Annotated in this window: 20 protein-coding genes; 15 read left to right on the forward strand and 5 right to left on the reverse strand. The window is 65.5% G+C overall.

Annotation, left to right across the window (positions count from 1 at the left end):
- Positions 1-212: 212 nt before the first annotated feature.
- Both AC0L3P_RS16225 and AC0L3P_RS16230 read left to right on the forward strand, forming a co-directional pair.
- Positions 213-497, forward strand: coding sequence for a hypothetical protein (locus AC0L3P_RS16225; RefSeq protein ID WP_473302841.1), 285 nt, complete (start codon positions 213-215; stop codon positions 495-497).
- Entirely contained in the window at positions 494-1,039 is a 546-nt protein-coding gene (locus AC0L3P_RS16230; RefSeq protein WP_473302843.1) for a hypothetical protein, read from the forward strand. Before AC0L3P_RS16225 ends, AC0L3P_RS16230 begins: the two co-directional genes overlap by 4 nt.
- Here AC0L3P_RS16230 and AC0L3P_RS16235 read toward each other — a convergent pair whose 3' ends face one another.
- Both AC0L3P_RS16235 and AC0L3P_RS16240 read right to left on the reverse strand, forming a co-directional pair.
- On the reverse strand, positions 1,040-2,359 hold the full coding sequence (locus tag AC0L3P_RS16235; RefSeq protein ID WP_473302845.1) for a Spy/CpxP family protein refolding chaperone: 1,320 nt from the start codon (positions 2,357-2,359) through the stop codon (positions 1,040-1,042). It lies immediately after the preceding gene.
- Between the two features lie 94 nt (positions 2,360-2,453).
- Positions 2,454-3,491, reverse strand: a complete 1,038-nt coding sequence (locus tag AC0L3P_RS16240) for a LysM peptidoglycan-binding domain-containing protein (RefSeq protein WP_473302848.1) — start codon at positions 3,489-3,491, stop codon at positions 2,454-2,456.
- A 182-nt stretch (positions 3,492-3,673) separates the two neighbouring features.
- Here AC0L3P_RS16240 and AC0L3P_RS16245 point away from each other — a divergent pair, with 182 nt between their 5' ends.
- The 7 genes from AC0L3P_RS16245 to AC0L3P_RS16275 all read left to right on the forward strand — a co-directional run bounded on the left by AC0L3P_RS16245 (position 3,674) and on the right by AC0L3P_RS16275 (position 11,591).
- Positions 3,674-4,375, forward strand: coding sequence for a hypothetical protein (locus tag AC0L3P_RS16245; RefSeq protein WP_473302851.1), 702 nt, complete (start codon positions 3,674-3,676; stop codon positions 4,373-4,375).
- A 104-nt stretch (positions 4,376-4,479) separates the two neighbouring features.
- The gene (locus AC0L3P_RS16250; protein WP_473302853.1) at positions 4,480-7,143 is read left to right on the forward strand and encodes a bifunctional diguanylate cyclase/phosphodiesterase; all 2,664 of its coding nucleotides are present in this window, start codon (positions 4,480-4,482) and stop codon (positions 7,141-7,143) included.
- Positions 7,144-7,356: 213 nt separating this feature from the next.
- Positions 7,357-8,316, forward strand: a complete 960-nt coding sequence (locus tag AC0L3P_RS16255; RefSeq protein ID WP_473302855.1) for a helix-turn-helix domain-containing protein — start codon at positions 7,357-7,359, stop codon at positions 8,314-8,316.
- A 98-nt stretch (positions 8,317-8,414) separates the two neighbouring features.
- A complete protein-coding gene (locus AC0L3P_RS16260; RefSeq protein ID WP_473302859.1) occupies positions 8,415-8,705 on the forward strand; it encodes a hypothetical protein in 291 nt (96 codons plus the stop codon).
- Between the two features lie 102 nt (positions 8,706-8,807).
- A complete protein-coding gene (locus tag AC0L3P_RS16265) occupies positions 8,808-10,013 on the forward strand; it encodes an NAD(P)/FAD-dependent oxidoreductase (protein WP_354063277.1) in 1,206 nt (401 codons plus the stop codon).
- Positions 10,014-10,106: 93 nt separating this feature from the next.
- Positions 10,107-11,024, forward strand: coding sequence for an MBL fold metallo-hydrolase (locus AC0L3P_RS16270; protein ID WP_473302865.1), 918 nt, complete (start codon positions 10,107-10,109; stop codon positions 11,022-11,024).
- A 207-nt stretch (positions 11,025-11,231) separates the two neighbouring features.
- The gene (locus tag AC0L3P_RS16275) at positions 11,232-11,591 is read left to right on the forward strand and encodes a hypothetical protein (protein ID WP_473302867.1); all 360 of its coding nucleotides are present in this window, start codon (positions 11,232-11,234) and stop codon (positions 11,589-11,591) included.
- Between the two features lie 72 nt (positions 11,592-11,663).
- Here AC0L3P_RS16275 and AC0L3P_RS16280 read toward each other — a convergent pair whose 3' ends face one another.
- Both AC0L3P_RS16280 and AC0L3P_RS16285 read right to left on the reverse strand, forming a co-directional pair.
- Complete coding sequence (locus tag AC0L3P_RS16280) at positions 11,664-11,786, reverse strand: hypothetical protein (protein WP_354063273.1); 123 nt, start codon at positions 11,784-11,786, stop codon at positions 11,664-11,666.
- Between the two features lie 96 nt (positions 11,787-11,882).
- Positions 11,883-12,059 (reverse strand): hypothetical protein, encoded by a 177-nt coding sequence (locus AC0L3P_RS16285; RefSeq protein WP_157233960.1) that lies wholly within the window; start codon positions 12,057-12,059, stop codon positions 11,883-11,885.
- 142 nt (positions 12,060-12,201) lie between these two features.
- On the opposite strand from AC0L3P_RS16285, the gene AC0L3P_RS16290 reads away from it, so the two are divergent.
- From AC0L3P_RS16290 to AC0L3P_RS16300, 3 genes are all read left to right on the forward strand, one after another.
- Entirely contained in the window at positions 12,202-12,333 is a 132-nt protein-coding gene (locus AC0L3P_RS16290) for a hypothetical protein (protein WP_354063270.1), read from the forward strand.
- Between the two features lie 121 nt (positions 12,334-12,454).
- Entirely contained in the window at positions 12,455-13,579 is a 1,125-nt protein-coding gene (locus tag AC0L3P_RS16295; RefSeq protein ID WP_473302871.1) for a lactonase family protein, read from the forward strand.
- 218 nt (positions 13,580-13,797) lie between these two features.
- Positions 13,798-14,685, forward strand: a complete 888-nt coding sequence (locus tag AC0L3P_RS16300) for an efflux RND transporter periplasmic adaptor subunit (RefSeq protein WP_473302875.1) — start codon at positions 13,798-13,800, stop codon at positions 14,683-14,685.
- A gap of 238 nt (positions 14,686-14,923) precedes the next feature.
- Here the strand turns inward: AC0L3P_RS16300 and AC0L3P_RS16305 are convergent, their stop codons facing one another.
- Entirely contained in the window at positions 14,924-15,772 is an 849-nt protein-coding gene (locus tag AC0L3P_RS16305; protein WP_275174404.1) for a caspase family protein, read from the reverse strand.
- Between the two features lie 426 nt (positions 15,773-16,198).
- On the opposite strand from AC0L3P_RS16305, the gene AC0L3P_RS16310 reads away from it, so the two are divergent.
- From AC0L3P_RS16310 to AC0L3P_RS16320, 3 genes are all read left to right on the forward strand, one after another.
- Positions 16,199-17,926, forward strand: a complete 1,728-nt coding sequence (locus AC0L3P_RS16310) for a hypothetical protein (RefSeq protein ID WP_473302879.1) — start codon at positions 16,199-16,201, stop codon at positions 17,924-17,926.
- Positions 17,927-18,139: 213 nt separating this feature from the next.
- Complete coding sequence (locus AC0L3P_RS16315; RefSeq protein WP_473302882.1) at positions 18,140-18,880, forward strand: thermonuclease family protein; 741 nt, start codon at positions 18,140-18,142, stop codon at positions 18,878-18,880.
- 108 nt (positions 18,881-18,988) lie between these two features.
- Positions 18,989-20,176, forward strand: coding sequence for a pyridoxal-phosphate-dependent aminotransferase family protein (locus AC0L3P_RS16320; protein ID WP_473302886.1), 1,188 nt, complete (start codon positions 18,989-18,991; stop codon positions 20,174-20,176).
- Positions 20,177-20,244 lie beyond the last annotated feature (68 nt).

Genomic DNA, 20,244 nt, shown 5'->3' on the forward strand with positions numbered 1-20,244 from the left:
CAGTAGCCGGGGGCTGCAAGATCAATGGGTTACGCGGGTGCCGAAAATGGCCGGAAGCGGTTTGACTCGTCGGGCAAAACACCGGCAGGATGGCAGCATCCCCACGAACCACATCTCTCGTCCTCGCGACTAACGATCGCCTCCGCATCGAGGCGTTCGGATGGAGATGACCTGTGCCGTTTGCCTTGCCTTCGCGTGCGTATGATTTGCAGATGCTGGATCGTTCGGCCGATCGCGAACGCGATCATGGCTGGGTCTACGGTCTGCCGCCGGGCATCACGAGCGAACAATGGCCGCTCGATGCCGTCACCGGTTTTCCGCTGATGCACGGCTTCACCTTGAAACTGCCGGACGATTATCGCGTGCATGGCGAGGACATCGTCGCGGTGTCGTTCTTTGCCACGGCGCCGATCACAATGACGGCGGGGCGCCTGACGATCCCGAGGTTCGCGAGGCGGTGCAGACGCGCCCTTCGCATCCGCGCCTCTCGCGCATGACTGATGTCCTTGACTACGAGTATGCGGCGCTGCTGCTGACCAAGAGCGAATATGAGGGCGCGTTCGCGACGCCGCCCGCGCCGCTCGCGCTTGCAACGGCGGAGCGGCCGCGCTGGCTCGATGTCGGCGGCGCCAGCGCCTTCTTCGAGACCGCCGCGCCTTACGCGAAGAAGATGTTCGCCAGCCCTCCGCGCGTCGATCTGGCCGAGAACCTCGCGATCGCGTTGCAGACGCGTGCGAGCGATCCCAATGCCGGCAAGGGTCCGCAGGACGAGCACACGCGCCAAAGCCCGCCGAGCGGCTATCAGCCGTACTATTATTATGTCGGCGGCGTGCCGAGCCGCGACAATTTCCGCCTGCACGATTGGGGCAAGGACCACGCCCACAACCATCTCGGCGGCACCATGCGGCCATGCCAGGCCTTGCCGGAGATGAGCCCGTTCTACGTCGAGTTCGAGGAATATTTCGGCGGCTACAATTTTGGCGGTGGCAACGCGCAGCTCGACTTCAAGGAGATGAAGTTCGACTGGGCCTGCGGGTGATTACACCCCGCGCTTCGACCCCATCGCCTCGAACCCCGCCTTCTGCTCGTCGCTCAGATCGGCCTCGAAATCGTCGAGCGCGTCGCTGACGCCGTTCACGGCTTGCAGCATCGTCTCGAGCCGCGCCTTCACAGCGGAAAGACGGGCCTGCGGTGTCGGTGCTGCCTGTGATGGACAGGCGCTCAGCGTTTCCATGGTGCGCAGCGTGGTGTCCTGGAGCACGTCGAGGCGGGCGCGGCCGGTGTCGTCGAGCTTGAGCGTTGAGGCGATCTCGGCCGCGGGCCATTGCTGCTGAATGAGCTGCTCGTATTGGCGCTGCAGCTTCTCGTCGTAGCGGGGATCGCTATTCGCCTGGCAGGCCGATGCCGCCTGGGGATTCTTTTGCTGGATGGCTGCGAGCGCGGCGCGGCGATCGTTGGCCAAGCCATCGAGCTTGGCCTTCTGGTCGTCGTCGAGAAGATCGACGAATTTTGCGAGCGGCGGCGCGACGGCGTCCGTTGCCTTGATCATGGCCTCGATGCGCTCGCGCATCAGGCCGAGGCGCTCCATGGCCGTCGCGGGGACCTGCGTTGGACAGGCGGCGCGGATGGTGTCGCGCGCAGATAGCCATGCGGTCGCGAGCTCGTCGAGCGCGACGCGCTGCAATTCATTCGGCTGCAGGGCAGCGGCGATGCGATCGACCGGCAGGCCGCCAGTGTCGCTAGCATCGCAGACCGTCTCCGCGGTCGGGACTCGCCGTCCGCGCCGGCCGTGCGGCGCGGTGTAGGCGGCAAGCTCGGTGGCCGCATAGGGCGCGAAGATCGCGGCATAGATGTCGCCATAGCCATAGAGCGAGAGGCTGGTCGCATCGCCGAGGATGATTGCGGTGGTGAGATCGTCATGCGCGAACGGCCAGAACACCGGGCCTACCCAGCCGTAGCTGCCGTCGGGGTGGCGCCACCAGCCCTGCGGACGGCGGCCGCCATGCCAGCCCGACAGCGCGGCCTGCGCCGTCATCGCGGCACGCATGACGTAGGGATTGGCAGGCTGCCCTCGTTCAACACCGCGAGGATCTTGCGACCTCAACGCTGCGGAGCGGTATCGGCCGCCCCGCACTGCCATCCGGGCGTGGCGCAAGCGCGACATGCCGATCATGTGGCCGACGGCAAAGCGCGCGACACCGAGCGGGCCGCCGCGGAAGCCGAACTGCGCCTCGGCGCGACCTGGCAACAGCGCCGCCAGAATCACGAGGGTTGCGCCCGATAGCGCCAGCCCCAAGCGTGATCTCGACTTGACCACTGACCTGTCCACCTTGGCCCTCCTCCGGCGCCAAGCGCGCATCGCGTCGCATCACACTGACGCGCGAGGGAACAAAATGTTCCGGAAGCGCACAGGTCAAAGCGTCGCAACGCGCACCGGCAGAGCCGATGCGGTGTCACTCCGTCTTCTGCGGCACCACGAAGGTCTGGCCGGGATAGATCAGATTGGGATTGTGGATCTTGGCGCGGTTGGCGTTGTAGATCACGGCAAAGCGGGCGCCGTCGCCATAAGCGAGCCGGCTGAGCGCCCACAGGCTGTCGCCGCGGGAGATCACCCGACTGCCGCCTGCTTCCGCCGGTGCACCGCCGACGATTTCCGCCGGTGAGGCCGATGCAACGGTCGTGGCCGCGGGAGCCCGCGCCATCACCCCTGATGTGCCCTTGGGTTTCGGTGCACCCATCAATCTCGGCCGGGCCGCGGGCCTGTCCGATACCGATGCCACGACATCCGACTTGTCGTCGGGCTTCTCGGCCTTCGCCTCTTGTTTGGTCTCCTGTTTCGCCTCTTGCCGCGCGACCGGTGCAGGCCGCGCGGGCGGCGGAGCGGCTTCGGCGATCACCACCGGCATGCTGCGGCCGGATTGCGTAACGGTGCCGTCAGGCGATTTCGCCCGCAGGGTCAGCTCATAGGAACCGGCGGGAAGCTGCGGCGGCATCATCACGAACTGGCCCGAGGCATCCGCCACCACACTGTCGAGCGGCTTGCCGTCGCGCAACAGCTCGACCTTGGCGCCCGGCGTCGCCCGGCCCGCGATCACTGCCGCCTCGCCCTGATCGTCGACACGCGCGACGTCAAAACGAGGGCCGGTATCGGCAACCGCCGGCGGCGGCTTGACCGGCGCAAGATCGGCAAGCGCGGCCGTGACCTGCTTTTGCGTCTCGGCCAGCGCACCCGTCTTCGTTTCAGGGGCGGGGGACGCGGCCAGCGCCGGCGGCGCGTTTGCGGCTAGCTTGGGCTCTTCCGGCTTGAGTTCCGGTTTGGGTTCGACCTTGGCCTCAACCTTGGGTTCGACCTTGGCCTCCGGCTTGGCGGCGATGTCGGTCTTCGCCCCGTTCGGCAGCAGGCGACGCAGCTCGTTGGGGCCGACCACCAGCACGGCACCGCCCACCGCGAGCAGACAGAATACAATGAAGGCCTTGGATGCGGTCACCATCGGAAACGAACCTTGATCAGGAAGAACCTTGCAAATCAATCTAGCCGGCAAGTTGCGCCGTTTTGGCCACGGCAGCAAGACGGTCGATAGGATGATGAGCCGGCACGGGGATGAACCGACGCACCCCCGCCGGTGTCAAATGCTCAAGGCCGCATCGCGGCATTTTTCTTGGAGAATTGTCCGTGAACGCATTTTTCCGCCCCGCACAATGGCCTGTTGGGCTTGTGCTTGCCCTCACACTGGCCGCAACTCCGGGGCTCGCCGCTTCCAGCCCGCCGCCGGAGTACATCCTCACCGACAATGCCGATCTCGCCTTCACCTCGCCCGACGGCGCCACCAGGATTGAGCAGTACATGAAGGACGGCGGAGATTTCGAAGTCAAATGGCAGGTTTGGGCGAGGCGTGGTGAACAGATGACGGAGCTGAAGCCCGAGCAGGGCTACGGGGCCGGCTTCCGCTTCACGCCCGACTCGCAATGGCTGCTCCGGTTGCAGAAGACCGGTTCCGGCGAGCAGGATCTCTATCTCTATCATGTCGAGAAGGGCGCCTTCGTCAGCGCGACGAAGACCTCGCTCAGCGATCTGGCCTGGGCCTATTTCCACAGCCGGCCGGACACTGGGAAGATGAAGCTCGACTACCACATCTCGGCCAATCTCGTGAAAGGCACCGAAGAGGCCTATCGCGGGCTTGGCGTGCACTGGCCGGACAACCGTTACCTCGTGATCTCATTGTCGGGCGAAATGGACAAGCACGCGAAGAACGTCGCCGTGAAGGGGTTGGCCGACTGGCGCTGCCGCTATGATCTCAAGACCGGGACCTTCGACGTGCCGGCGCTGTTCGCCAAGACCAATGCGGTAGCGTTGAGATGGGAGATCCGACGCTGAGGGAACCAACCCTCTGATTCCGTTCCGATTCATGCTTTCCTAACCCTCGCTGGTAACTGGCTCTTGTCAGTTTTGCTGCATCCTGCATCCCAGGGGAGGGCTGCATGGGCACATCGATCCGGTGGAGCGCGCGCATGCGCGCGTCGCTGCGCCGTTGGCGCGGCGCGCCGCTGACATGGCTGATCGCAGGCGGCTTCGTGTTGATGGCCGCAATGGCGATCGGCACCGCGCTGACCGTCGACCGCTTCCGGCAGAATGCCATCGAAGGCGGCCGCGACAGCCTGGAGAGCGCGGTCCGGTTGCTTGCCCGCCATTTCGACCGCGAGTTCGAGGACTTCGCGGTGCTGCAGAAGAGCATCATCGCCGAGCTCGAAAGCCACGGCATCGAATCCGCCGACGTCTTCCGCAGCGAGATGGGCACGCTCGCCGTGCACGAGGTGCTGCGCGCCAAAGCCAGCGGCTGGTCGGACGTTGCCGGCGCCAATGTGTTCGACGCCAAGGGCGTGCTGATCAACTCGTCGCGGCGCTGGCCGGTCGCCGATGTCTCGGTCGCCGACCGCGGCTATTTCAATCGCCTCAAGAACGATCCGGCTTCGCAGGAAGAGGTCGAGGTGGTGCCCGGACGGTTGGGCAGCGGACCGGCGATCGTGTTCGCGCGCCGCGTCTCCGGCCCCCACGGCGAATTCCTTGGGCTGGTCTCACGCGCGATCACGCCGGACCAACTCGAATCCTTCTTCGCCTCGAGCGGGCTCGGTGAGGAATCCTCGATCGCGATGCACCACCAGAACGGCCAGTTGCTCGCGCGCATTCCGCACGTCGACGCGATGATCGGGCAGAACTTCCGCAACGGCACGCGCGAGCAGATGGCGGTGTTCGAGCGCACCTTCGTCACGACCCAGCTCGCAAGCCCGATCGACGGCAAGGACCGCATCGTCGCCGCTCGCCTCCTGACCGGCGAGCCGCTGGTGGTGGTCGCGACCAAGTCGCTGGATGCGACGCTGGCGACATGGCACACCCAAACGAAATTCTTCGTGACCGTCGCCGTACTGTCGATCGGCCTGCTCGTGCTGACGCTCTATTTGATCTTCCGACTGATGACGCGCAGGCTCGCCGTGGAGAAGCAGCAGCTCGACACCGCAATGAACACGATGACGCAGGGCCTCCTGATGTTCGACCAGGATGAGCGGCTGATCGTCTGCAACCGGCGCTACATCGAGATGTACGGACTATCGGCAGACGTGGTGAAGCCCGGCGCGTATTTCCGCGACGTGATCCAGCATCGCCACGACACGGGCTCGTTCCACGGCGACGTCGATTCCTATTGCGACGGCATTTTGGGCAATGCCGGGCAGACGCAGAGCACGATCGTCGAGACCTCCGATGGCCGCCTGATCGAGATCAAGAACCAGCCCGGTGCCGCCGGCGGCTGGCTCGCGACCCATGACGACGTCACCGAGCGCATTCGCGCCGACGAGCGCATCGCGCATATGGCGCATTACGACGCGCTGACCGACCTGCCCAACCGCGTGCTGATGCGCGGCCATCTGGAGCGGCGCGTCGCGGAGCTTGCCCAGGGCAAGCCGTTCGCGATCCTCTATATCGACGTCGACGAGTTCAAGGGCGTCAACGATTCGCTGGGACACGAGGTCGGCGACGAGCTGCTGCGCCAGGTCGCGAACCGCCTGCGCGCCTGCATCAGCGGCAACGACATGGTGGCACGTTTGGGCGGCGACGAATTCGCCATCGTCAAGGCCGGCACCCGCGATGAGGCCGAGCTGACGGCGCTGGCCGAGCAGATCCTGAAGGCGCTGCGCGCGCCCGTAAACTACAATGGCCAGGAAATCCCGACCGGTGCCAGCATCGGCATCGCGATCGCGCCCGACCACGGCGACAATCTCGACGATCTGCTCAAGCGCGCGGATCTCGCGATGTATGCGGCGAAATCCGAGGGCCGCCGCACCTTCCGCGTCTTCGCGCCCGAATACGACGCCAAGGCGCGGCTGCGCCGCCAGCTTGAGTTCGATCTGCGGCAGGCGCTGCCCCGCGGCGAGTTCGAGGTGCACTACCAGCCGCTGGTCGATCTCGCGGCCAATGTCGTCACCGGCTGCGAAGCGCTGCTGCGCTGGCACCATCCGGAGCGCGGCATGGTCTCGCCCGCCGACTTCATCCCGGTCGCGGAAGAGACCGGATTGATCGGCGAGATCGGCGAATGGGTGCTGAGGCAGGCCTGTCTCGAGGCAGCCTCCTGGCCCGGCCAGATCCAAATCGCGGTCAACGTCTCACCGGTGCAGTTCCGCTCGCGGACGCTGGCGCTGAAGGTCGCCGCCGCGCTCGCCGAGTCGGGTCTCGCGCCCGGACGGCTCGAGCTCGAGATCACCGAGACCGTCCTGATCCGCGACGACCAGGAGGCGCTGACGATCCTGCAGCAGCTGCGCGAGCTCGGCGTGCGCATCGCGCTGGACGATTTCGGCACCGGCTATTCGTCGCTGAGCTATTTGCATCGTTTCCCGTTCGACAAGATCAAGATCGACCGCAGCTTCATCAGCGACATCGGAGAACCTGAGGATTCCTCGCCGATCGTGCAGGCGGTGGTGCACATGGCCGCCGCCCGTCACATGGCGACGACCGCGGAAGGCGTCGAGACCGAAGCCCAGCGCGAAGTGCTGCTCCAGCTCGGATGCAGCCAGATGCAGGGCTGGCTGTTCAGCCCTGCCGTGCCGGCGGCGAAACTGAAGCAGCTGTTGCTGGCACAGGCAGTGGCGGCTTAGCCGCGCACTGCCGCACGCTTTGGCATAAGGCATTTCCCTCCACTCCCGCCCGCCGTGCGTTCGCGAAAGCGCCGGCCGGCTTGGAGCAGGATCAGACAAAGCATGGCGGGTTCAGGAAATACGCCCGGCAATCGCGGCGCCTAGAACACGCGCCGTTCCGTACAAACACGGACGACTGATCGAAACCCCGAGCTGATCAGGAGGCGCCACATCATGACCGGGAACACCGCACTCATGCGCAATCCCTCGCACAAGGGCTTGCCGCCCGCACCCGACGCACAGCCTGACGACCGCTCGACGTGCGAGCGGCGCGCCGCCGACGCGGAGATGGCGCGCGTGCTCAGGACCGAGCCGTTGCGCATGGCGCTCGATTCCTCCGGCGCCGGTATCGCGCACTGGAAGCATGATGCGCTGCACGACGTCGTCGAGCCCATGCGCCACCACGTGATCATGGCGCATAAAGGCGTGATGCAACGCATGGAGCGGCGGTCGGGAAAATCGATCGCAATCGGCACGTTTCGTCCGGGAGTCGTGAACATCGTTCCGGAAGGGTCGAGCTCCCGATGGGACATTCCGAAGCCCGTCGACGTCGTGCAGCTTTACCTTCCCGACGCAACGCTGCAGCGCGTCGCCGGCGAGGCCGGAAGCACCGGGCCCGCCGAATTGATTGAGCGAACGGCGCATCCCGACACGATCACGTCCCGACTGCTCCTGAGCGCGGCGGATTCGCTGGCGGGCCATGGCGTGCTTGATACGCTGTTCCGGCATCAGCTCACGGATCTTCTGGCGACGCGCCTTTTGGCTGCGCATGCGGGGTCGCCAACCACGTTCCAGCCGACCATGGGCGGGCTGGCGCCGAAGGTCCTGCTCCGTGCGATCGAACGATTGCGCTCCGACGGCGAAGCGGACGTCTCGCTCGATGCGCTGGCATCCGATGCCGGACTGTCGCGCTTTCATTTCTGCCGGTCCTTCAAGGAGAGCACCGGGCTGTCGCCGCATGTCTGGCTGCGCCAGCACCGGCTCGAGCAGGCCATGAAGATGCTGCGGGAGAGCGACGAATCGATCGTCTCGATCGCCGCGGCGCTTGGTTACTCCTCGCAGACCGCCTTCGCCGCGGCATTCAAGAAGCTGACGGGCGAGACGCCGAGCGATTGGCGCAGGCGCGTGCGTTAGCAGCAATCTCTCGACAGCGACGGCAATCGCGCTGGGGCAACGGCAAATCGGGTCGGCTACATCATCTCCATGGCCAGACCAATCGAGGGAGACCAGAGATGACCTGGAAGAACTTCGTCAGCCGACGGCTGATTGCCTCACGCCGTCGAAGCCTTGCGACCGCGACCATGTACGGACTCTCGCTGGCCATTCGCTTCACGTCGGCGACCGGCGAGGAAGTGGAAATTCCGGCCTACACCATGCACCCGGCACAGCCGCCCGTTTCCATCATGATCCGAAATGGCCCCGGTCTTCCCTATCAGGACTGGAGTCGAAGTGAGCTGCAGCCCGTCGTCTTAGGCTACGGCCAGCCGCCGAGATCGCTGCCGGCTCGCTGCATCGCGCCCTAAGGCCAGCGACCAACCCACCCCACGCGATGACGCCGGACGCTGCCCTCAACGCAGCAGCGCGGTCACGCGCGGTCTTTCGAACAGCAAACAAGGAGAAAATCCATGCGACTCGTCATCATCGGGGCCGGCTTCGCCGGCATGTACGCCGCCCTTTCCGCAGCCCGGCTGCGCGACATCCGGGGCGCCTCGCCGCAGGATCTGCAGATCGCGCTCGTCTCACCGGAGCCGACGCTGGTGGTCCGTCCGCGACTCTACGAGTCGAAGCCGGAAACCCTGACGGCCCCGCTGCTCGACGTCCTCGAGGCGATCGACGTCGACTACATCCAGGGTAGCGCCGAGACGACCAACACCGAGGCCAGAACGGTGCAGATCACGCCCGCGAAGGGCCCGCGCAAGACGCTGTCCTACGACCGCCTCGTCGTGACCACCGGCAGCCGGCTCTTCCGTCCGAACATTCCGGGCCTCGCCGAGCACGGCTTCAGCGTCGATTCGCTCGACGATGCCGTTGCGCTCGACAAGCATCTGCATGGCCTCGCGAAGCGGCCCGCCGCGAACGGACGCGACACGGTCGTCGTCGCCGGTGGTGGCTTCACCGGGATCGAGGCCGCCACCGAAATGCCGGCGCGGCTGCGCGAAATCCTGGGCACCGACGCCAAGACTCGCGTCGTCATCGTCGAGCGCAACACTGCGATCGCACCCGACATGGGCGCGGGCCCCCGCCCCGTCATCGAGGAAGCCCTGCGCAAGGTTGGCGTGGAGACACGGCTCGGCGCCGGTGTCGCCGCGCTCGACGCGGCCGGCGTCACCTTGTCCAGCGGTGAGCACATTGAAACCGAGACGGTGATCTGGGCAGCGGGCATTCGTGCGGCGCCTCTGACCGGGCAGATTCCCGCCGAGCGCGACAATTTCGGACGGTTGCTGGTCGATCGCTGCTTGCAGGTGCCAGGCGTTCAGGGTGTCTTCGCGGCCGGCGACGCAGCACGCGCCGCCTGCGACGACGAGGGCAATTACGCACTGATGTCGTGCCAGCACGCCACGCGGATGGGCGCCTTTGCCGGCAACAATGCCGCGGCCGAATTGCTCGGCGTTCCGACCAGGCCCTACCACCAGAAGGCCTACGTCACCTGCCTGGACCTCGGTGAAGCCGGCGCGCTGTTCACACGCGGATGGGAGCGCAAGGTCGAACTGGTCGGCGACGTCGCCAAGAAGACCAAGCGTGAGATCAACACCGTCTGGATCTATCCGCCGAAGGCGGAGCGCGCCCTGGCGCTCGCGTCGGCCGATCCGGAACGGGTGACGAGCCTCTAACCCACCAAGCGATCAGGGCCGCGCTCTCCCCGGCGGCGCAGCCCGTTCAACAGGACCAGCCGGAAGCCTCAACCCTCGAACAGGAAGACCAACATGAATCTGCACAACACCTCATTTCCCGTGTCGTCGGGACCCGAAGAGCTCGTTCCGTCGCGCTACGCGCTGAAGATCGGCGAGATCGACGTGCTGGTGGTCAGCGACGGCGTGCTGCCGCTGCCGACCAAGATGCTCGCGCACAACGCCGACCCGGCGGTGCGGGCGACCTGGCTGCACGACATGTTCCTGCCGCAGGATGCTTTCGACTGGGCGCTGAACGCCGTCATGGTCCGCAGCGCCGGCAAGACCATCCTCATCGACGCCGGACTGGGCTCGGACCCGAACCTGAACTTGCCGCGCGCCGGGCAGTTGATCAGGCGACTGGCGGCCGCAGGCATTGATCTCGCGGCGGTGACCGATCTGGTGCTGACCCATCTGCACATGGACCACATTGGCGGCCTGCTGGTCGACGGCGTGAAGGAGCAGCTGCGCAAGGACCTGCGGATCCACGTCGCCGCCGCCGAGGTCAAGTTCTGGGAAAAGCCTGATTTCTCCCGCACTGCCATGCCGGAAGGGTTTCCGGACGCGCTTCGATCGACCGCCAAGCGCTTCCTGAAGGAGTACGGCAGTCAGCTGCGGTTGTTCGATGACAAGCACGAGATTGCGCCTGGCGTCGTCGCCCTTCGCACCGGCGGTCACACCCCCGGACACAGCGTGGTTCGCATGGCGGCCGGCGACGACGCGCTGACATTCGCCGGCGATGCCGTGTTTGCCGTCGGGTTCGAACAACCCGACTGGTTTAACGGTTTCGAGCACGACCCCGAGGAAGCGGCGCGCGTTCGCATCCGTCTGTTGCGACAGCTTGCCGAGACCGGCGAGATGCTGGTGGCGACGCACCTGCCGTTCCCGTCCGTGGGCCGCGTGGCAGCCGACGGCGACGCCTTTCGTTGGGTGCCGGTGTTCTGGGACTACTGACCGCTTGCCGGGTGAGAGCTGAAGCAGGGCGCGGACTCGTGGCACCGATGAGTTCGCGCCCTTGAAAATAGGATCAAACATCGACCCTCGCGGTTGCCCCGCTGAGACGGCTGGAACCCGATCGGCGGGCGCCAGCCGGCATTGTGTCACGTGCAGCGGGCGGCTGTTCGTCTGCGCTCGTGCGCGCACGAGATCGAGCGAGGCGATATGGCGATCACGGCATTCAGGATGATCACTCTCGTAGCGGTTGCTGCCATGATCGGCCCATCCGTGCAGGCCCGCGACGACGGTCGCTACGCGAACTCTCCCCTCAAGGGCTGGTTCGAGAGCCTGCGCAGCAAGGGCGGCGGTCCCTGCTGTGCCGACGCCGACGGCACGGCGCTGGACGACGTCGACTGGGACACGAGAGATGGACACTATCGCGTCCGACTTCTGGGCGACTGGATCGAGGTACCCGACGACACCGTGATCACCGAGCCGAACCGCGCCGGCCGCACCATGGTCTGGCCGTACTACATCAACGGCCGCGCCATGATCCGCTGCTTCATGCCCGGCAGCATGACTTGAAATTTTGACTTCTGATGTCCCCGGGCTCGGCGCAGCATGCGATGATGCGCCGTTGAAGCGGCCGGCGTGGGTTCACTTCACTTGCTTGGCCGCGTGGATCTCGACGAACTCGGAGTCGGGATGGGCGACGATGGTGGCGAACATGATGCCGCTGATGATCAGCGACCAGGCGGTGTTCCAATAAATCCAAAACACGTGCCAGCCTCCGTTTCGATCTGCTCCGCCCGCGGGATCAAGGTAACGGCAAGGCGAGGCTGCCGTTCCCGGTGCGAGTGCGGCGCGGGCGAGGTGCTATTTTGGTTTGGTCGGCGCGGAGTCGGGATCGGTTTGGCCGGTGTGGCGCTTTGCCACGACGTCCTCATCGCGCTCGCCCTGACGCGGGCGCGGCGGCGACTTGGGCTGGCCGGCCTGACCGCCATGCTTGCCGCCCATGTCGGGCTTACCTTCAAGATCGTTTTCACGGGGCATGCCGGTTCAATGCGCTCGCGCGGCATTGGTTCGCTTCGCCTGTGAACGAGTTCATAGGATCGCCGCGATTTGCAGTGCACGATCGCCAGGCGCCCCCCCCCCGGGGAGCATTCTCATTCATATGACTGACGGATTCGGCCTGATGCGGAAACGACTCGTCGCCTGGACGATCCTGACCTGCGCGCTGCTCGCGGTCACCGTGTGGACCGTGCTCGGGCCGCCCGACACCCCGCCCGGGCCTCATCTGCCCTCCCGCACGGCGGCGATACGGTAAGCCTCCGACCGATACCATTTCGGCATCGATCGATCCCAATTGAAATTTGGTGCGGCGGGGCGGCTGCCGCTATCCTCGCCGGCAAAACGACAAATGCCGCACCGGCATCCAGGAGGACCCCATGTTGAGACCGACCCGACGCATCAGATCCGGCGTACCCCGCGCCGCGATCGCCGCCACGCTTGCTTTCCTTACCCTCATTTCTGGAGTCCGCGCCGGCATGGCCGACACCTTCGCCTATATCGGCAACGCCGACAGTAACGACATCAGCGTGTTCAAGATGGCCGAGAGCGGCGAGATGACGCCCGTGCAGACGGCCGCCTTCACCGGCGTCGAAAAGCCCGGCTCCTCGACGCCGCTCGCGATCACGCCCGATCATCGCATGCTGATCGCCGGTGTCCGCTCGCAGCCGTTTCTCGCGGTGAGCTTTGCGATCGATCCCAAGACCGGCCAGCTCAGCCATATCGGCAACGGCCCGCTCGCCGACAGCATGGCCTATATCGCCTTCGACCGCGGCGGCAAATTCCTGTTCAGCGCCTCCTATGGCGGCAACAAGGTCGCGCTGAATCCGCTGCTTGCCAACGGCGTCGTGGGCGAGCCGAAGCAGGTGATCCCGACCGGGCTGAACGCGCACGCCGTCCTGCCCTCGCCCGACAACCGCTTCGCGTTCGCGACCAATCTCGGCTCGGACCAGATCCTGGCCTTCGCGTTCGATGCCACGACCGGTACGCTCACGCCGAGCGATCCGCCGGCTCACAAGGTGCCGGAGAAATCGGGGCCGCGGCATTTCGTGTTCCACCCCAACGGCAAGTTCGTCTACCTCCTCCACGAACTGAATGGCGACGTCGCGGCGTTCGCCTATGAGGCGAAAGGCGGCGCATTGGACGAGATCCAGCGCACCACCGCGCTGCCGGAAGGATTTACCGGAAAGCCCTGGGCCGCCGACATCCACGTCACCCCCGACGGCCGCTTCCTCTACGCATCCGAGCGCACCACCAGCACGCTCACCGCCTACAAGATCGATGCGACAACCGGCAAGCTGACCACGATCGGCAGCGTGCCGACCGAGAAGCAACCGCGCGGCTTTCATATCGATCCCGGCGGGCGCTACCTCGCCGCGGTCGGCGAGCTCTCCGACAGCATGACGGTCTATGCCATCGACCAGAGCAGCGGCGCGCTGACCAAGCTGAAATCCTACGCCACCGGCAAGAAGCCGAACTGGGTGGAGTTCTTGAGCCTGCCGTGAGGGGGAGCTGATACCTCCTCGTCGTCATGGCCGGGCCGGACATGACGAGTTGATTGGGCGGCGACCACCGGCGAACCTCTTTGCTTGTGCGGCGACTAATTCAACGGGCGGTATCGCGCCGCCCGTGCTGCTGCGGCATTCTCATCCGGCCGGCCCATGGTCCGCCGCAATTGCTTCTGCTAACGATGAGGCCGTCAAGGCCCCAACCGGAATGATCCATGCGTTCATTGCCTGCGCGTCCTGTTTCCAGACATCTCGTTGCGCTCACCGGACTGCTGTTGCTGTCCGCCCAGCCCTTTGCCGCCGCCGATGACGACGCGCCCAAGGGGCCGGCGGTCACGGTGCTGAAGGTCGCAAAATCCTGTTTCTCCGACATCGTCGAGGGCACCGGCACCATCATCGCGCGCGAGGCAAGCTCGGTACGGCCGGAGCGGCCCGGGCTGAAGGTGACGGAGGTGCTGGCGGAAGCCGGCGACACCACCACCGCAGGCCAGGTGCTGGCGCGGCTGGCGCTGCCCGAGGGCGGCACGCTTCAGGTCACCGCCCCCGTGGCAGGCGTGATCGCCACATCGACCGCGCAGATCGGCAACCTCGCCTCCGCCAAAGGCGAGGCGCTGTTCACGATCGTGGCGCGCAGCGAGTACGATCTTGTCGCCCTGGTCGCGACCAGCGATATGCGCAAGCTCGCGGTCAACCAGGTGGCGACCGTGCGCATCGCCGGCGCCGGCGATATCGACGGCAAGGTGCGCCGCATCGGCCCGACGGTTGAGCCGAATATCCAGCAGGGCATGGTCTATATCGGCATCTCCTCACAGAAACGGCTGTTGCTGAATGCGAGCGGCCGCGCACTGATCAAGTCCGGCCAGAGCTGCAACGTCGCGGTGCCGCTGACCTCGGTGCAGTATTCCTCCGCGGGCACCGTCGTGCAGGTGATCCGCCGCAACCGCGTCGAGACCAAGCGCGTCGAGGTCGGACTGATGTCGGGCGGCAATATCGAGATCCGCGACGGCCTCAATGAAGGTGATATCGTCGTCGCCCGCGCCGGCGCGCTGCTGCGCGAAGGCGATCCGGTGCGCACCGTGATGGCCGCGGAAGCGGCGAAGTAATCGCTACGATCGTCATTGCGAGGAGCAAAGCGGCGAAGCAATCCAGACTCTTTCCGCGGGAAGATTCTGGATTGCTTCGCTGCGCTCGCAATGACGATGTGATTGCAGATGTGCGCTGAGCACGTAGATCGTAGGGTGGATTAGCCGAAGGCGTAATCCACCTATTTGCTTTCCACGCTGACGAGAGAGAAGTGGTGGATTACGCTTCGCTAATCCACCCTACCAGCGCTAAGAAGAACTAGCCGCCGGCTTCGCCGAAATGGACGTCCTCGAGCAGCGAGGAAGAGACGGACGGGACCTGGTCGCCTTCGCTAGCGCGGGAGATGGCAAGGCGGGTCTTGTTGAAGACGCTCTCGGCGCTGCCCTGCGCATTGAGGTTGTTGAGGAACTCGCTGACCAGCACGCTGTGCTCGCCCTTGCCGTCGTCGACGACCTTGCCGGGCGAAGCCGAGGAGAGGATCAGCGCATTGTCGGTCGCGCTGATCGGCGCGAGGCCGTGGCTGTAGGACCGGAAGCGGCGCTCATAGGGATTGCGGCGGGAGGCGTCGACCACGACGAGCTTGGCCTTGGCGCCCTGCTCCTTCATCATGTCGAGCACGCCCTCGATGGAGATGCCCTGGCGGCGGACATCGTTTTCCTTCCAGATCGCGGCATCGACCGGCAGCATGTAGCTCTCGCGGCCGGCCTGCACGCCGTAGCCGCCGAAGAACAGCATGACGACGGTGTCGCGCTTGATCCGGGACTTCAGGCGATTGACGGCGCGGACCATGTCGTCCTTGGTCGCGTCTTCCACCATGTCGACGTCAAAACCGTTCTTGCGCAGCGACGAGGACAGCGCGCGGGCGTCGTTGATCGACTGCGTCAGCGGCGCGGTGGCGTCGGGGTAATGTCCATTGCCGATGACGAGGGCGAGACGCGAGGCCTGGCCGATCGAGCCGGTGACCTGGTCGGTCGAAACGGCCTTGGCGGCATCGAGCGCCCGCATGTTGAGGGCAGCATGGGCGCCGATCACGAGCGAGACCGTGCCGATGAGGGCTGCGGCCACCGCGATCGTGCGTCGGGAAATGTCGAGCTGCGTTACATTCATCTCGCGTCATTCCTGTCAGTGCCAAAGACCAGCCAAGCACGCGCACACTGTTTGAGTAGCGCGATAGCGTCTTTGGGTTTGAGGGATTGGCCGGGGGTGTGCCCCCGAATTGCGCGCAATTTGCGGCGCCGCACCAAACAAACCCTTAACCGGATATCGCCTCCCCCGCAATAGATCGTCGAAAATTTGAGCTAAGCCACTGGAAACATGAGTTAATTTTCACTGCCCAATGTGTGATTTTTTTGCGTCCCCGTAGCCTTCCGGAGCCTGATTATGCAGGCTTCGTGCCGGCTTTTTCTGTGACCATCACCACATTTGTATTTCCTGCGAATCCGGGTAGCTTTTTCAACGACTTGCAGGGGGTGGCGCGCGGCTGGGAGCGTGCCGGCCGGCGCCCTCGGCCAAATTCCCGCGACCAGGTATTTCATGAGCTTCCAATATTTTGCCGGCGCCGCCTGCCGGGCGCTGACGGCGCAGAAGGACGGCCCGTCGCTTTACGACGTTTGCGATCCCGTATTGGCCGTTGCGGCCAGTGGCGATCCGCATCTGGCCAAGTTCTACAAGACCGCGCTCGGCAATCCCGCATTGCGGGTGCTGCTGCGCCGGGCCGGACTGCCCGAACTGCGCGACGAAGGCAAACTGGCCCGGCTGCGCGAGGCGCTGGTGCGCGCCCGCGACGAGGCCGAGCCCGATTGGGCGGCGGTCGGCCAGCCCGTCGCCGATCTCGTCGACAGCATTGCGCTGGATCATCCCAAGCCGCCGCCGGCCATGTTCACCGGCGCCACGCCGCAACAGTCGCAGATCGACGGCGTGATCCGCGACTGCGCGCAGCATCTGCTGGGCTCGTACCGCAAGAATGGCTTTCTGCCGACCTACGCCGCGTTCAACCTGATCGGCGACCCCGATTTCCGCGGACGCGAGCTGACCATGGCGCTCACGGGTCTCAACGCCCGCGGCTACAAGAACTCCTCGCTGCTGTTCAACCTCGCCCGCGTCTTCATCGCACGAACGCCGGCGCGCGCAGTCGTCAATCCGCCCTGGCGAGGGGTTGCCGAACCGATGTGGGAGCCGGTGCAGATCCGCCACCGCTCGGCCTATTACGACGCGTTCTTCATCGAGGCGCTGTTGAGTTACGTCGAGACCGGTCTCGCCTCGCTCGCTGACAAGATGGCGGCGGAGCGCGCGGTTGCCGACATGGTCGATTTCTGCGTCAGCATCAGCCGCGAAGAGGTCGAGGGCATCGACGGCGCGCGGTTCAACGTCATCACCGCGCTCGCGCCGGCGCCGCATCCGCGCTTCTCGCGCTACTTCGCCCAGATCAAGCAGGACCTCGGTTTCGGCGTCTACGTGCCGGATTGCGACACCACGGCGTGCTCGATCTCCGCCGCGACGCAGGCCGGCTGCACCGATCCGATCCTCGACCAGCCACTGCTGGATTTCTATGCGGGCTACCAGGTGCGCGCCGGCGTCAACGAGCCGCGGGTGACCGTGCCGATCAACGACAATATCGACTACGAGGGCGGGGTTGCGACCTGGATCGACAACCTCAATGGCGAGCGGCCCTACGGCAACGATCTCGATCCGACGCTCAATCTCGACATTCTCGAGGTCAGCTTCCGCAACCTCGCGCGCTGGAAAGTCTTGGAGACGCCGGCGCGGCTCGCCACCGTTCATCGCATCATCGGCTTCCAGAAGCGGCTGGCGGCGAGCGGCGCCTTCGCCAATCCGCGCTCGCACATCTATTATCTGCCGGAGCTCTACAGCGCCTATTTCGGCCGCTGCTACGCCGCCTTCCTGGCGCTGCCGCTGGCGGCGCAGGCGATCATCGACCCCGACGGCCATTTCGATTTCATCCGCCACCGCGTGCTCTCCTACGTCAAGGGCGAGCTGATGGCCGCCGAGATGAACGTGTTCGACGCAGCGCTCGCCCTGATCGCGCTCGGCCATCTCGGCGCCGACCCGCGCGCCTTTGCGCCGGCGCTGAACGTGATCGTGGCGAGCCTGGGCGAAGGCGGCCGCCGCGGCCCGTTCCGCGCCTATGAATGGAACAAGATGAAGACGCCGACGCGGATTTTGGTGGGCGGTCCGGAGGTCACATCGGCGTTCGTGCTGATGGGGCTGGCGGTGGCCAAGCGGGCGATGACGCGGGGATAGGTTTGCTAGGGTGGGTTAGCGAAGCGTATCCCACCACTTCTGCCGCCGTGGAGGCGAAAGAGGTGGGTTACGCCTTCGGCTAACCCACCCTACAAAAACTTCGCTCGATGACGGGAAGTTGAAAGCCCAACTGCCTGGCATATGCTGGCCGGGCGGACAAAAGCCGACCACAATTGCGCGGTCTATCGCAATTTCCATCACACGCGGACCGGCATGTTGCGAAAATTCCTGATTGCGCTGTCATTGCTTGGCTTCTCCTTGCCCGGCTTGCCGTCGCCGGCTGAGGCCGCCGACATCACCGGCACCGCAAAGGTTCGCGCCGGCGACGCGGTGGTGATCGGCAACACGCGGATCAGACTCGGCGGCATCGACGCGCCCGCGGTCGACCAGCTCTGCCTCAACAACAAGGGCGAGCGCTGGACCTGCGGCATCGCGGCCCGCGACGAGCTCGCCAAATATGCCGACGGCAAGAGCTGGGTCTGCCATGCGAGGTCGATCGACCGGCGCGGCCGCACCGTGGCGCGCTGCGATGTCGGCGGCGAGGACATCCAGAAATGGCTGGTGCACGCAGGCTGGGCGCTGGCCTACACCCGGATGTCGCACGACTATGAGGCGGACGAGAAGGCCGCACGGGAGGCCAAGGCCGGGATGTGGCAGGGCGCCTTCATCGCGCCCTGGGACTGGCGCGTGCGCAACAAGAAGACCACCATCCTCGGTGCCACCAAGCCGCCCGACGGTGCGCATGCGATCCTGCTCGCTTCGGCCTCGGGGCCGGTCGCGCCCTCGCCGGACTGCACCATCAAGGGCAATGTCAACACCGCCGGCGAGTGCATCTATCACCAGCCGACCAGCCGTTGGTACACCCAGATCAAGATGAAGATCAGCAAGGGCACGCGCTGGTTCTGCTCGGTGGAGGAAGCCGAAGCTGCGGGCTGCCGCGAGACTAAGAGATAGCCCACGTCAGACCTGCGTTTTCCGGCCTTTTCTTGCAGCGCAGCGCCGCGTAAAAGTGTAAATCAGCGACCCACCGATCCTGTTCTCAGGCAATAAGGACCAACAGCAATGACCGTTCGCGCGGGCCGGGAATTTCTGGCCATCCCCGGGCCCACCAATATGCCCGACGAGGTGCTGCGGGCGATGCATCGTCCGGCGATCGACATCTACTCCAAACAGATGACCGATCTGACCGAGAGCCTGCTTAAGGACATCTCGAAACTGTTTGCGACCAAGGGCAAGTCCTACATCTACATCGCCAACGGGCACGGCGCCTGGGAAGCGGCGCTGAGCAACGTGCTGTCGCGCGGCGATAAGGTGCTGGTGCTCGAGAGCGGCCGTTTCGCGATCGGCTGGGGCAATGCGGCTTCCCTGATGGGTGCCGAGGTCGAGGTGCTCAAGGGCGACTGGCGCCGCGCGGTACGGCCGCACGAGGTCGAGGAGCGCCTGCGCCGCGACAAGGAGCATACGATCAAGGCCGTCGTCGTCGTCCAGGTCGACACCGCGTCTGGCGTGCAGAACGACATCGAGGCGATCGGCAAGGCGATCAAGGCGAGCGGCCACCCGGCGCTGTACATGGTCGACACTGTCGCCTCGCTCGGCTGCATGCCGTTCGAGATGGACAAATGGGGCATCGACGTTGCGATGTCGGGCTCGCAAAAGGGCCTGATGACGCCGCCCGGCCTCGGCTTCGTCGCGGCCAATGCGCGCGCGCTCGAGGTGCAGAAGACCGCCAACATGAGCACGCCCTATTGGAGCTGGAGCGAGCGCGAAGGCAGCGAGCATTATCGCAAATATGCCGGCACCGCGCCGGTACATCTGCTGTTCGCGCTGCGCCAGGCGATCGACTTGTTGCACGAGGAAGGACTGGAGAACGCCTTCCGCCGTCACAGCCTGCTCGGCGAAGCCGCGCGCCGCGCGGTCGGCGCGTGGTCCGAAGGCCAGGTGCTCGGCTTCAACGTCGCGGAAGCCAGCGAACGCTCCAACACCGTGACCACGGTGACCATGAGCAACGGCCACGATCCGGCAATCCTGCAACGCTATTGCAAGGAGAAGTGCGGCGTCGTGCTCGGCACCGGCATCGGCGATCTCTCGGGACAAGCCTTCCGCATCGCCCATATGGGCCACGTCAACGCCCCGATGCTGCTCGGCACGTTGGGGGTGATCGAGGTCGGGCTGAATGCGCTGAAGATCCCGCACGGCAAAGGCGGGCTCGAAGCGGCGGTCGCGTATCTCGGCGAAGAGGTGGCGGCGTAAACCTGTCGTCCCGGCGAAGGCCGGGACCCATACCGCGTGATCTATCGACAGAGCGCGGTCGCAGTACC

Source organism: Bradyrhizobium sp. WSM4874 (assembly GCF_055811835.1).